We start from the raw sequence: 12,574 nt of genomic DNA on the forward strand, positions 1-12,574 counted from the left end.
CGAAACTTGAAACTCGAAACTTGTCCCGATAGCTATCGGGATGAAACCTGAAACTTGAAACTTAAAAAATGAACAATTATATCATACGAAACGCAAAACCTTCAGAATTTGAGGAAATCGGGGAACTTTTAATTCGCGTTTATTCAGCTTTGGAAGGTTTTCCTAAAGAAGAGGAACAACCAAATTATTATAAAATGCTGGCCAATATTGGCAATTTTACGCAATATCCAGAAACAGAACTTTTAGTGGCAGTTGATGAAAATAATACCATTTCTGGAGCAGTTGTTTATTTTAACGACATGCAATATTACGGCTCTGGTGGCATTGCGACTCAAGAAAAAGATTCGGCCGGATTTCGATTGCTTGGAGTTGATTCTCAAGCGAGAGGAAAAGGAATTGGAAAGCTTTTGACTTTAGAATGCCTCAAAAAAGCACAAGATTCCAAAAGGAAACAAGTCATTATCCATTCTACTTTAGCAATGAAAACAGCTTGGAAAATGTACGAAAATATCGGATTTAAAAGAGATGAAATTCTGGATTTTATGCAAGGAGAACTTCCTGTATTCGGATTCAGATATCCATTAATTTCATAAAAAATAAAAACTTTAAACATTTTCTATGTCACCCTGAGCGAAGTCGAAGGGCGCTGCAATTGGAAATGGGGCTTCGACTTCGCTCAGCCTGACAAAACAAACAAAAACTTGAAACATTAAACTTGAAACATTAAACTTGAAACAAAACAAAAGCCTTGAAACTAAAAACTATCCTTTTTATCGTTGCTTTTCTGGCAACTTTTAACCTTTTCGCACAAAATACCTACGTTTTTCTAGGTTCCTATAATCGTGATAAATCGGCGGAAGCCATTCAAGTTTATCAATTGGATACGCTAAATGGAAAATTGACAAAATTTGCTTCGGCAAAAAACATTGTAAATCCATCTTATTTGGCGGTTTCTCCAAATGGAAAATATGTGTATGCTTGTACCGATACTAAAACGCCAAACGCGGGAAGCATTAGCAGTTTTGAATTTAATTCTGAAAACAAAAGCCTGACTTTTTTAAACAGCCAAAGAAGTGGTGGTGAAAATCCAGTTTATGTTACGATTCATAAAAGCGGAAAATGGATTGCCAATGCCAATTATACTGAAGGAAGCGTTTCTGTTTTTCCAATTTTAGAAAATGGCAAAATAGACTCGATTGCACAAAATTTCCAATATATGGACGGAAGTACGCACAAAGAAAGACAAACCCGTTCACATGTACACTCGGCAGTGTTTTCGCCTGAATTTGATTATTTGTTTTTGCCCGATTTAGGTGCCGATAAAATTCGTTGTTATGCCTTTGATGAAAATCAGAAAAAACCTTTACTTGACACTAAAAATCCATTTACAAAGACTGATTTAGAAGCTGGTCCGAGGCATTTTACTTTTCATCCCAATCAGAAATTTGGGTATTGTATTGAGGAAATGGCTGGACAAATTAGTGTTTACAAATATGAAAATGGTGTTTTGAATAAAATTCAGCGCATCGCTACGCATCCTGATAAAATAAAAGAAGGTTTTGAAAGCTCAGATATTCATATTTCGCCTGACGGGAAATTTCTGTATGCTACAAATCGTGGAAAAGAAAACAATATTGCCATTTTTGCAATTGATGAAAATGGACTTCTGAAAAATATTGGTTATCAATCTACTTTAGGAAAACATCCAAGAGTTTTTGCCATTGATGAAAGCGGAAAATTTTTAATTGCTTCAAATGTGAATACCGGAAATGTGGTTGTTTTTAAAATAAATCCAAAGACTGGTCTTCTAAAAAAGGTCGGAAAAGAAATCAAAATGGAAAGTGTTTCCTGCGTTCAAATCCGAAAAATTTAAAAATAGAATTTTAATCTGTTACAAAAAAAATGACTCCGAACAACTTTAATTTACAGCCTGATTTTCTCGAAAACGAAATCTTAAAATTGATTCCGTTGCAAGAAAATCATTTTGAAGCGCTTTATAAAGTCGCTTCAGATCCTTTAGTTTGGGAACAACATCCTAATAAAAATCGCTATGAACGAGACGTCTTCCGAAACTTTTTTGAAGGTGCGATGGAAAGCAAGGGCGCTTTTGTTATTTTGGACAAAACAACAAATGAAATTGCCGGCAGTACACGATTTTACGATTATGAACCAGAAAACAAAAGCATTTTTATAGGCTATACTTTTTACGGCAGAAACTTCTGGGGAACTGGTTTTAATGCACAAGTAAAAAAAATTATGCTCGATTATGCGTTTCAGTTTGTTGATAACGTTCAGTTCCATATTGGGGCAGAAAATTACCGTTCGCAAAAAGCAATAGAAAAATTAGGTGCCAAAAAAATAGACGAAATCAATGTTGCTTATTATAACGAACCTTCGCGTCATAATTTTGTTTACAGAATAAAAAAATAAAAAATGAAAAATATAACCGTTTTCTGCGGATCCAGTTTTGGAACCGATGAAATATTTAGAGAACAGGCAGAATTGCTTGGAAAAACTTTAGCCAAACAAAATATAGGTTTAGTTTACGGAGGCGCAAACGTAGGCTTAATGGGCGCTGTCGCAGATGGTGCACTGAGCGAAAACGGAACCGTAATTGGCGTTCTTCCAAATTTTCTAAGATCTAAAGAAATTGCACATTTGGGTTTGACCGAATTGATTTTGGTCGAAAGCATGCACGAACGAAAAACCAAAATGAATGATTTATGCGATGGTGTAATCGCGCTCCCAGGTGGTTTTGGAACACTAGAAGAGCTTTTTGAAATGCTGACTTGGGCACAATTAGGACTTCATAAAAAACCAATCGCGATTTTAAATACGAACGGTTTTTATGATTCGCTGATTGAATTGACAGAAACAATGGTTGAAAAAGGCTTACTGAAAGACGTCAATCAAAAAATGCTTTTGGTAAGCGACAATATTCCCGATTTGCTGGAAAAAATGAAAAACTACAATCCGCCAACGGTTGGAAAATGGATAAATAAAGAAGAAGTTTAATGTGTTTCAGATTATAAGTTTTTAAACTGCTTTTTATATGCACTCGGGTTTAGTCCTGTATATTTCTTAAATAATCGATTCAGATGGCTTGCATCACTAAAACCAAATTCGTACACGATTTCATTAATACGCATATTGGTAAATTTTAATCGGGTTTCAATCAGCTTAATTTTATATGCGATACTATATTCTTGTATATTCTGTCCTGTTTTGGTTTTAAAATACTCGCTTATATACGTTGGTGAAACATTAAAAGCTGTTGCCATTTTCGAAGATTTCAATTGATCTGGCCGATAGATATTCTGATGAACATAATGTAATAAATCTAAATTTGGCATCGTGGTGGTCTGCTCAAAATTTATATTCGCCACAAGCGAAATATTTCTGGCAGCAATGGTTATTATAGTATTTAGAATTTGTTTTATTACTTCTTGTTGCTGCTGATCATGACTTTTTTCTTCTCTAATAAGGGCTTCGATCATTGCTCTTATTAATGGCTTGTCTGTCACTGTCTTTAATATACATCCCGGCAAATGATTATGATTGTGAAAAATAAATTCAAGTTTTTGAATCCATTCGCTGCTTTGAGTTTTAAGATAACTGTTATGAAATCTAATAAAGAAAAATTTCGTTTTCTCAGTAACTTCAAAACTGTGAGTATCTTCAGGAAAAATCAAAAATAACTTATCACTGCTGTAAGGTAATCGATGATCATTTATGATCTGAATTCCTTTTCCTTCCAATACAAAAACCATTTCAAAAAAAGTGTTTTTGCGCTCTTTCGCTTCATATTCTAAAACTTCTAAAAACTGAAGTTCAAATGGATGGTATAAATTTCTAATTTCCATCTTTCAAAAGTACAAAATATTCCAATGATTGTACAAATTTAAAAAAGCAGATCTTCTCAACTTTGTTGTATAAAATTACAACAATATGGAAACAATTTCTTTTTTATTATTGCGCATTGCAATAGCAATCAGCATGTTTGGACATGGATTAGTACGACTACCAAAACTGGAAGCTTTTAGTAACTGGATGACCAATAGTTTTGAAAATTCTATGCTGCCAAAAATTCTTGTAACTCCTTTTAGTTACATCTTACCCGTAGCAGAATTTTCAATTGGCGTTTTATTATTACTGGGTTTATTTACAAAACCATCTTTAATTGCCGGAGCTGTAATTATGCTAATTTTATTATTTGGCACCTCAATGATTGAAAACTGGGAAGCCATTCCGTCACAACTAATGCACATTGCTTTTTTTGCTTTACTGTTACATTTTATAAATGATAACAGTTGGGCTATTGATACATTAATTAAAAAATAAGCATTATGAGTTCAAGAAGAAATTTTATTAAACAAACCGGAATAATAGGAATGGTTGGCCTGATGAATCCTATTGAAACATTTTCTGAAGTTTCAAACAATGCTCCTGTTTTTTCTTCTAAAAAAACTAAATGGGCAGACGGCTCAAGATTAGTGGTTTCAATCTCTATGCAGTTTGAAGCCGGAGGACAACCGCTAAATGCCGAAAGTCCTTTTCCTCAAAATATGCAAAAAGGGTTTATTGATCTACCTGCTTCTACCTGGTATGAATACGGATATAAAGAAGGAATTCCACGTATGTTGGACAATTGGGATAAACTTGGCGTAAAAGTAACTTCGCACATGGTTGGAACCGCTGTTTTAAAAAATCCGGAACTGGCAAAAGAGATTATACAAAGAGGCCACGAAGCCGCCGCACACGGAATGAGCTGGAGCACACAATATACAATGCCGTATGAAGAAGAAAAAAAGTTCATAAAAGATGGTATTGATGCTATAAAAAAAGTCACTGGTTTTACTCCTGTTGGTTATAATGCCAACTGGCTGCGCCGAGGACAAAACACACTCAATATTTTACAAGAACTTGGTTTCAAATATCATATCGATGATCTTAGCCATGATGAACCTTTTATCATTCAGGTAAAAAATAAAGATTTTGCAGTAGTTCCATACACAATCAGATGCAACGACATAGTTCTGATTGAAGGGAAAAACTTTTCATCAGATCAATTTTTCCAACAAGCTAAAATGGAATTTGACCAATTATACGCCGAAAGTGAAACACAACGACGCCAAATGTCAATTAGTTTTCACGACCGCATTGGAGGAACTCCACAAATGGTAAAAGCCACAAATGATTTAATAAAATACATGCAACAACATCAGGGTGTGAGTTTCAAACGCAAAGATGAAATCGCCGAAATTGCACTTCACGACAAGACTACAATAAGAGAATAATCAATTTAGAATTTGAAATCCATACAAGTTAAAACTTGTGTGGATTTTTTATTTCTGGTAATTGGAATTTCTTTCTTAAATTAGGGCTTCAAAAAAAAATGTTTTGATTTTTCGTTTTTTTTTGAAGTATTTGCCTCTATTTTACAACGCACATTTTAGACATAAACCATGAAAACAGAAAACAACAAATTTGCAAAAGCCGAAATGCTGATTAGAAAACCTGTTTCAGAAGTTTTTCAGGCTTTTATAGATCCAGAAATCACACGTAAATTTTGGTTTACAAAAGGTTCCGGAAAATTAGAAGAAAACCAAAAAACCGAGTGGACTTGGGAAATGTATGGTTTTTCATTGACGGTAACAACATTAGTATTGCAAGAAAATAAAAAAATTGTGATTGAATGGGGAAATCCAGACGAAATCACTTTGGTCGAATGGATTTTTAGTCCGCTGAATGAAAATGAGACCTTTGTAAGCATTACGAATTCGGGCTTAAAAGGTGATGCCGATAAAATAATTGACCAGGTTCGTAATTCTACTGAAGGTTTTACGTTGGTATTAGCGGGAGCAAAAGCCTATTTAGAACATAATTTAAAGCTGAATTTAGTTCTGGATAGATTCCCGAAAGGTCTTGCCTGATAGTATTTTAACCGCAAAGGTCACAAAGATTTACGCAAAGGTCACAAAGTTTTTTGAGAATCACTAAAGTGAAATGCCCACAAAACTTTGTGCAGAAAAAATGGTAGGCAAAGCTTTGCGAACTTAATATAGATTCTGCTTGCTCCAGCAACTAAAAATACTTAGCGCACTTTGCGTTAAAATAACAGATATGTTTTGATCGTAGTACAAGTTCAGCAACCTGAAACTTGAAACCTAAAACAAAAAAATGGAAGTTAAAAAACCCGAAAATATCGACGAGTACATTGGCGGATTTCCAAATGATGTTCAAGAAATTTTGGAAAAAATCAGAATGACGATTCAGAAAGCAGCGCCCGATGCGAAAGAAAAAATCAGTTACTCGATGCCAGCTTTTGAGCAAAACGGAATTGTCGTGTATTTTGCTGCTTTTAAAAATCACATCGGACTTTATGCTTTACCAAGCGGACATGAAGAATTTAAGGATGAACTTTCAAAATATAAATCGGGAAAAGGTTCTGTTCAGTTTCCTATAAAAGAAAAGATGCCTTACGATTTGATCACAAAAATTGTAAAATTTAGAGTTAAAGAAAATCTGGAAAAAGCAAAAAAGAAATAGTTTTAGATTAATCATTACCGCCATTAACAAAGCATTATTCCATGAAAAAAATAAATCTTCTTTTTGTCATTTCTACCTTTTTTGTGAGTTTCTTTTGCAACGCGCAAGACGAAGCTTCAATTGAAAAAGAAATTCTTGAATTGCATAAACCAACAAAAATAGTTCATGATTCTATTTCAAAATTAATGAAAGAAGTTAATTTAAAAATAGAGACAGAAAAAGATTCTATTAAAAAAAATCAGCTTGCAATACGTTTAGATACATTATGGAATGCATTAGATGAGAATGGGATAAATGAATTAAAGCTTGATTTTGATTTTGCCCGAAAACATCCAAATTCATTAAAGGCGCTCCGCTTAATTAGAATCTCCGTAGGTCGTTTTGTTGGAATGAATTTTTATGACACTTTTGTGGAGGTTTTCCAAAATTTTTCTCCAGAAATCAAAAATTCAGAAGAAGGAAAAGAGATGGCCGAGAAATTGAATTATTTTAAACAAAGCAAAGTAGGAAGCATCGCTCCAAATTTTAGCTTAAAAGATATCGACAATAAAACTATTTCGCTCAGTGACTATAAAGGAAAATATATCTTGATTGATTTTTGGGCCAGCTGGTGTGCTCCTTGCAGAGAAGAATTGCCTTATATTAAAGAATTATATAAAAAATATCAGCAACAAGGTTTAGAAATTATCAGTGTTACCAAAGATGAAAAATCAGATCTTTGGAAAAATGCGATCACAAAAGAAAAAATTCAATCTTGGAAACACATTTCTATTTTAGAAAACAATAGCTCAATCGATAAAGATTACTTCGTAAATGGCATACCTCACAAAGTGTTAATCGATAAAAACGGCATTATTATTGGGAAATGGAAAGGTAGTGGCGAAAACAATAAACACGACCTACAGCAACAATTAAAATCGATTCTTGAAGTACAATAATACGGCAAATGAATTTAACCGAACATTACAACCAACTTTATAAAACAGCTTCTGAAGCAATTTCGGCAGGAAAGTATGCAATTGATTCAGAGCTCAAAAACGAATCCGATTCACGATTTGGAATAACATTATTAATTCGCCCAAGCGATGAAATAAAAGCAAAAATGGAGCTTTTTATCAATGAATTAAAAAAAGCCGAACCCGAGCAATATTTTTATCCAGATTCTGATATTCACATTACAGTACTGTCGATTATTTCCTGTTCGGAGAAATTTCAGTTAAATCAGATTGCACCAAATGATTATATTCAATTAATCTGCAAAAGTATGGTCGATGCTGACAAAATCAAAATTCATTTCAAAGGCATTACTGCTTCTCCTTCTGCCCTTATGATTCAAGGTTTTCCAACTGATGAAACGCTGAACAATTTCAGAAACAAGCTTCGCGATAATTTCAAAAACTCAGATTTGCAACAAAGCATTGACAGCCGTTATTCGATTTCGACAGCGCATTCTACTATTATGCGTTTTCAAGAACCGCTTCAAAATCCACAGAAATTAATTGAAATTGCGGATAAATTTCGTGATTATGATTTTGGGGAACTTGATGTAAAAAACTTAGAACTTGTTTATAATGATTGGTATCAGCGTAAAAGTACTACGCGCGTTTTGGGAAATTTTGGTTTGAGGTAGTTTATTTTGCCACAAATTTCACTAATTCTACTAATTTTCATTCACTTAACAAAAATACAATTCGTGTAATTCGTGGCGAAAAAAATCATTTTATGAATGTTCCAAAATGCCATAAAACACCAGACGGATCAAGAAGAAAACATTCGCTTCCCCAATCTAAATATTTTACTGGAGTGAGTTTTACACCTTCATATTTTTCAGGAAGATTTAATGCTAAAAGCTCATTATAATATCTTTCTGGATCATCAACTTCTAGAAAAATCATAGTGTTTTCAATCCATTCTTTGGCATAATAATCCTGAAGATAAAAAGCAAATTCTTCGTTTTTAAAAACAGAAAAATTAGATTCTAAGACACCTTCTTCAAAACCTAAATCACGATAAAAACTTCTTGATATTTCAAAATTTTTGGATCCTATAAAGGGACGAATTGATTTTATATTATGGTTCATTTTTATCACAGATTTAGTAAGTTGCGAAAAATTATCCTTTCTTTAAAATATTCCCCAAACCACGACCAATCTGCTCAATGGCTTCAAGACCTTTGGTTAAAGGCGTTGCCGTGAAATCTTCGTAGGCATCCATTGCGCTTTCTTTGCGGTCGTCTTGCGGATAAACCAAGAGAATATTATTGTCAGCAAACAATTTATCAAATTTTTGAGGCAGTCTGTCAAAAATAGACTGATACGAAACCGAACCTTTTCTAGATAAATTGAAAACAATGAAATCGGTTGGCTTTATTTCGTCTGAAATCGATTCAAAATTATCCCATTCCATTACGCTTTTAAAACCAAATTTAGCATTCAGTCTCAAATTATTTGCTATTTCTTGAATCGTTTGATGCGTTTTATAATCGGCGTAAAGCACAATCGGAATACTTAATTCTTGAGATAACCTGCAGATCTTCTGTAATAAAAGATGGAAACCAATTCCTCTTTCAGAAAATGGCGGACAAATAAAAACCAGTCTTTTTTCTTCAACAAAATTAGTTGGAAACCTGCAAATGAATAAACTCTTATCAACATTATTGATGATAGAATCAACATTTTCACCAAAAATTTTATCCAAGAATCCCGTTTTTTTTGGCCAGCCAATAATCACAATATCCGACATGATTTCTTTAGAAGTTCTTGCAATTCCGCTCGCCGGATTATGATCAATTCGGGCAATCGTATTAATTTTCACTTCTGAAGCCGATCCTTGAATCACAAATTTATCAACCGCTTTTTTATACTTCAGAATATTTTTTTCGGCTTGATCGTTATTCGGAACAATCGTCAATAAAGTCACAGGATTAGCTGATTTTTTATCTTTAATTAAAAGCGCGAAATCCAATAAACTTGCCGTCGCCGACGTTTTTGCCAATGGAATCAAAATATGTTCGTCTAAAATTTGATCATGCCCAGCATCTTCATGGGAGATTTCTTCTTCACAAATCGCGATTTTTTTAGCCGCTTTTTCAGTTGCAAAAGAAGCGACAATACAAGTAATCAAAATCAGAATAATTGTTCCGTTTAGGATATTTTCATCTAAAATTTTCGCTTTATAACCCACCAAAATTACAGCCAAAGTCGCTGCCGCATGCGCACTGCTTAATCCAAAAATCAATTGTCTTTCGGTTCTGGTATATCTAAAAACGACTTGTGTAAAAAAGGCAGCTGCCCATTTTCCAAAAATAGCCACAACACTCAAAGTTGCTGCTACAATTAAAGCTGTCGGTCCGCTTAAAATAACGCTTACGTCAACAAGCATTCCCACAGAAATCAAGAAAAAGGGAATAAACAATGAATTTCCAATAAATTCAATTCGGTTCATCAAAGCAGACGAATGCGGAATCAAAGGATTCAATGCCAAACCTGCAACGAAAGCACCAATAATAGGTTCTACTCCTGCAACTTCGGCCAAAAAGGCAGCGAAGAAAACAACTGAAAGCACAAAAATATAATGTGCATGTTTTTCACTTTCTAATTTCTTGAAAAACCATTTGGCAATTCTTGGAATAAGCAAAAACATAATTGCTGAAAAAATGGCTAATGAAACGGTCAATTTGATCCAAAAAGCCTGATTTAAACTTCCTTGACTACTTCCCATAATTACGGCAAGAATAATCAAAACGGCAGTATCAGTCAAAATTGTTCCTCCAACTGTTATGGCAACTGCTTGATTTTTTGCAATTCCTAATTTGCTCACAATTGGATATGCCACTAAAGTATGCGTTGCAAACATACTCGCTGTTAAAAAACTGGCATTAAATTCATAATGCAACAAATAATAACAAACCGGAAAACCGATTGAAAGCGGAATTATAAAAGTGAAAAAACCAAATAATAAACTCTTGTTTCGATTCGCTTTAAATTCATTCATATCAAGTTCAAGTCCAGCAATAAACATGATGTACAAAAGTCCGATAGTTGAAAATAAATTAACAGCTGAATTTTTTTCTAAAAGATGCAAACCATGTGGTCCTATAATAACTCCAGAAATGATCAATCCGATGATTCCGGGAATATTGATTTTTTTTAATAAAATCGGCGAAAGCAGAATTATAAAAAGTATTAAGGAAAAAATCAATACTGGATTCGTAAGCGGTAATTCGAATTCGTGTAAAAAATGCCTGAAAAATTCTATCATATTGTAATTTTATGCTTTCTGGTATTGTAATCGTAAAAAGACATTTTTCAGAATTAAAATAAAATCCTTTGAAGTGATTTCGTAATTATACCAAACAAATTAAGCGGTTTTAATAAAAGGCTCTCTACAAAAATACCGAAAAATAGCCAACTTTCTACGCAAACTACATATTAAACAATTAAATTTATTTTGTTGCCAAATTATTAAAATTTAATACCATTTTTAACAAAAGTGCAACATTCACAACCAAAATATAACTATCGTTGCATTATTCAATTATCTTTGTAATAACAAAATTGTAACAATGGAAGAATGTATCTCTGTTTTTGATATGCTTAAAATTGGTGTTGGACCTTCATCCTCACATACTTTGGGTCCTTGGAGAGCCGCTGAACGTTTTTTGGAAGAGCTAAAAAACGAATCTATTTTAGACCAAATCAAGCGCGTAAAAGTCGATTTATATGGCTCGCTTTCTCTAACAGGAAAGGGTCACGCTACAGATTTGGCTGTAATGCTCGGATTGAGTGGTCAAGATCCCGAATATATTCCTGTTGAAAATATTGCTGGAATTATCAAAAAAATTGAAGACCAAAACGAAATTATTTTGGCCAACCAATATACAATTCCGTTCTATTTTCTTCAAGATATTGTCTTCAATAAAGAATTCTTGCCTTTTCATGCAAATGGATTAAAATTTACTGCCTATAAAAATGATGATTCAGAATATGAGTCCACTTTTTATTCTATTGGCGGTGGTTTTGTGGTGAAAGAAGAACGCGAAAATGCCAAAATTAAAGAAGTCATCAAATGCGCTTTCCCTTTCCCAATTCAAAATGCAGTTGAACTTTTAAATTATACGGTTTCTGAAAACAAATCGATTTCCGAGATTGTTTATGAAAACGAAAAATCAATGCGCTCTGAAGCTGAAATTCATTCTGAATTGATGCGCATTTGGAATACCATGCTGGAATGCATGTACATTGGTTGTCATTCTGAAGGAATTTTGCCTGGCGGACTTCATGTTCGAAGAAGAGCTTTTGATATGCACCAAAATTTAATTGGTTTATCCAATTATACAGATCCGCAATCTTGGCTCGAAGAAATTAGAAAAACCGAAGTTAAATTCCGTCAAATCTTAAAATGGGTAAGCTGCTTTGCGCTTGCCGTAAACGAAGTAAACGCCTCGTTGGGGCGTGTTGTTACTGCGCCAACAAACGGAAGTGCCGGCGTTATTCCAGCAGTTTTAATGTATTATATGGTAATCGAAAACCATAATGCAGGCGAAAAAGAAATCAAACAATTTTTGATGGTTGCCGGAGAAATTGGAAGCATTTTCAAAAAAGGTTCTACAATTTCAGCTGCAATGGGTGGCTGTCAAGCCGAAATTGGTGTTTCGTCATCAATGGCTGCAGCAGCACTTTGCGAATTAATGGGCGGTACTCCTGCGCAAGTTTTGATGGCCGCTGAAATTGCTATGGAGCATCATTTGGGTTTAACTTGCGATCCAATTGGCGGTTTGGTTCAAATTCCGTGCATTGAAAGAAATACTATGGGCGCTATAAAAGCCATAAATGCTGCAGAATTAGCTCTTGAAACCGATTCTAAAAATGCCAAAGTTCCATTAGATAAAGTAATCAACACGATGTGGGAAACGGCAAAAGACATGAATTCAAAATACAAAGAAACCTCAGAAGGCGGATTGGCAATTGCGGTAAATATGGCTGATTGTTAGAATATATTACTTAATTTTGCAAACAAAATATCA

At 33.9% G+C, this 12,574-nt stretch carries 14 protein-coding genes; 11 read left to right on the forward strand and 3 right to left on the reverse strand.

Translation table 11 applies throughout. The features are described 5' to 3' along the window. Positions 1-68: 68 nt before the first annotated feature. The 4 genes from SCB73_RS00005 to SCB73_RS00020 all read left to right on the forward strand — a co-directional run bounded on the left by SCB73_RS00005 (position 69) and on the right by SCB73_RS00020 (position 3,015). A complete protein-coding gene (locus SCB73_RS00005) occupies positions 69-593 on the forward strand; it encodes a GNAT family N-acetyltransferase (RefSeq protein WP_320568160.1) in 525 nt (174 codons plus the stop codon). Between the two features lie 155 nt (positions 594-748). Further along, positions 749-1,873 carry a lactonase family protein gene (locus tag SCB73_RS00010; RefSeq protein WP_320568161.1) on the forward strand — a complete coding sequence of 375 codons (1,125 nt, stop codon included), beginning with the start codon at positions 749-751 and terminating at the stop codon, positions 1,871-1,873. Between the two features lie 29 nt (positions 1,874-1,902). Continuing rightward, the gene (locus SCB73_RS00015; RefSeq protein WP_320568162.1) at positions 1,903-2,430 is read left to right on the forward strand and encodes a GNAT family N-acetyltransferase; all 528 of its coding nucleotides are present in this window, start codon (positions 1,903-1,905) and stop codon (positions 2,428-2,430) included. Between the two features lie 3 nt (positions 2,431-2,433). Next, positions 2,434-3,015, forward strand: a complete 582-nt coding sequence (locus SCB73_RS00020) for an LOG family protein (protein ID WP_320568163.1) — start codon at positions 2,434-2,436, stop codon at positions 3,013-3,015. An 11-nt stretch (positions 3,016-3,026) separates the two neighbouring features. Here the strand turns inward: SCB73_RS00020 and SCB73_RS00025 are convergent, their stop codons facing one another. Next, complete coding sequence (locus SCB73_RS00025; RefSeq protein WP_320568164.1) at positions 3,027-3,863, reverse strand: helix-turn-helix domain-containing protein; 837 nt, start codon at positions 3,861-3,863, stop codon at positions 3,027-3,029. An 85-nt stretch (positions 3,864-3,948) separates the two neighbouring features. Here SCB73_RS00025 and SCB73_RS00030 point away from each other — a divergent pair, with 85 nt between their 5' ends. The 6 genes from SCB73_RS00030 (at position 3,949) to SCB73_RS00055 (ending at position 8,179) form a co-directional block, all read left to right on the forward strand. Next, positions 3,949-4,341: a DoxX family protein gene (locus tag SCB73_RS00030; RefSeq protein ID WP_026730320.1), complete on the forward strand. Its 393-nt coding sequence runs from the start codon at positions 3,949-3,951 to the stop codon at positions 4,339-4,341. 5 nt (positions 4,342-4,346) lie between these two features. Beyond that, positions 4,347-5,297 carry a polysaccharide deacetylase family protein gene (locus SCB73_RS00035; protein ID WP_320568165.1) on the forward strand — a complete coding sequence of 317 codons (951 nt, stop codon included), beginning with the start codon at positions 4,347-4,349 and terminating at the stop codon, positions 5,295-5,297. Between the two features lie 168 nt (positions 5,298-5,465). Beyond that, a complete protein-coding gene (locus SCB73_RS00040) occupies positions 5,466-5,933 on the forward strand; it encodes an SRPBCC family protein (RefSeq protein WP_132989957.1) in 468 nt (155 codons plus the stop codon). A 247-nt stretch (positions 5,934-6,180) separates the two neighbouring features. Then, on the forward strand, positions 6,181-6,549 hold the full coding sequence (locus SCB73_RS00045; RefSeq protein ID WP_320568166.1) for an iron chaperone: 369 nt from the start codon (positions 6,181-6,183) through the stop codon (positions 6,547-6,549). A 41-nt stretch (positions 6,550-6,590) separates the two neighbouring features. Further along, positions 6,591-7,487, forward strand: coding sequence for a TlpA family protein disulfide reductase (locus tag SCB73_RS00050; RefSeq protein ID WP_320568167.1), 897 nt, complete (start codon positions 6,591-6,593; stop codon positions 7,485-7,487). 8 nt (positions 7,488-7,495) lie between these two features. Beyond that, entirely contained in the window at positions 7,496-8,179 is a 684-nt protein-coding gene (locus tag SCB73_RS00055) for a 2'-5' RNA ligase family protein (protein ID WP_320568168.1), read from the forward strand. An 85-nt stretch (positions 8,180-8,264) separates the two neighbouring features. Here SCB73_RS00055 and SCB73_RS00060 read toward each other — a convergent pair whose 3' ends face one another. Further along, positions 8,265-8,630, reverse strand: a complete 366-nt coding sequence (locus tag SCB73_RS00060) for a VOC family protein (protein ID WP_320568169.1) — start codon at positions 8,628-8,630, stop codon at positions 8,265-8,267. A 31-nt stretch (positions 8,631-8,661) separates the two neighbouring features. Beyond that, the gene (locus SCB73_RS00065) at positions 8,662-10,809 is read right to left on the reverse strand and encodes a cation:proton antiporter (RefSeq protein ID WP_320568170.1); all 2,148 of its coding nucleotides are present in this window, start codon (positions 10,807-10,809) and stop codon (positions 8,662-8,664) included. 304 nt (positions 10,810-11,113) lie between these two features. Here SCB73_RS00065 and SCB73_RS00070 point away from each other — a divergent pair, with 304 nt between their 5' ends. Then, a complete protein-coding gene (locus SCB73_RS00070) occupies positions 11,114-12,541 on the forward strand; it encodes an L-serine ammonia-lyase (RefSeq protein ID WP_320568171.1) in 1,428 nt (475 codons plus the stop codon). The last annotated feature ends 33 nt before the right edge of the window (positions 12,542-12,574 follow it).

This window comes from Flavobacterium sp. KACC 22761 (genome assembly GCF_034058155.1).
Lineage (GTDB): Bacteria > Bacteroidota > Bacteroidia > Flavobacteriales > Flavobacteriaceae > Flavobacterium.

Excerpts from the sequence above, each read along its gene's own strand:
- SCB73_RS00025 (WP_320568164.1), bottom strand. The coding sequence starts at position 3,863 with ATGGAAATTAGAAATTTATACCATCCATTTGAACTTCAGTTTTTAGAA.
- SCB73_RS00055 (WP_320568168.1), top strand. The coding sequence starts at position 7,496 with ATGAATTTAACCGAACATTACAACCAACTTTATAAAACAGCTTCTGAA.
- SCB73_RS00015 (WP_320568162.1), top strand. The coding sequence starts at position 1,903 with ATGACTCCGAACAACTTTAATTTACAGCCTGATTTTCTCGAAAACGAA.
- SCB73_RS00070 (WP_320568171.1), top strand. The coding sequence starts at position 11,114 with ATGGAAGAATGTATCTCTGTTTTTGATATGCTTAAAATTGGTGTTGGA.
- SCB73_RS00035 (WP_320568165.1), top strand. The coding sequence starts at position 4,347 with ATGAGTTCAAGAAGAAATTTTATTAAACAAACCGGAATAATAGGAATG.
- SCB73_RS00030 (WP_026730320.1), top strand. The coding sequence starts at position 3,949 with ATGGAAACAATTTCTTTTTTATTATTGCGCATTGCAATAGCAATCAGC.
- SCB73_RS00040 (WP_132989957.1), top strand. The coding sequence starts at position 5,466 with ATGAAAACAGAAAACAACAAATTTGCAAAAGCCGAAATGCTGATTAGA.
- SCB73_RS00050 (WP_320568167.1), top strand. The coding sequence starts at position 6,591 with ATGAAAAAAATAAATCTTCTTTTTGTCATTTCTACCTTTTTTGTGAGT.
- SCB73_RS00045 (WP_320568166.1), top strand. The coding sequence starts at position 6,181 with ATGGAAGTTAAAAAACCCGAAAATATCGACGAGTACATTGGCGGATTT.
- SCB73_RS00060 (WP_320568169.1), bottom strand. The coding sequence starts at position 8,630 with ATGAACCATAATATAAAATCAATTCGTCCCTTTATAGGATCCAAAAAT.
- SCB73_RS00020 (WP_320568163.1), top strand. The coding sequence starts at position 2,434 with ATGAAAAATATAACCGTTTTCTGCGGATCCAGTTTTGGAACCGATGAA.
- SCB73_RS00065 (WP_320568170.1), bottom strand. The coding sequence starts at position 10,809 with ATGATAGAATTTTTCAGGCATTTTTTACACGAATTCGAATTACCGCTT.
- SCB73_RS00005 (WP_320568160.1), top strand. The coding sequence starts at position 69 with ATGAACAATTATATCATACGAAACGCAAAACCTTCAGAATTTGAGGAA.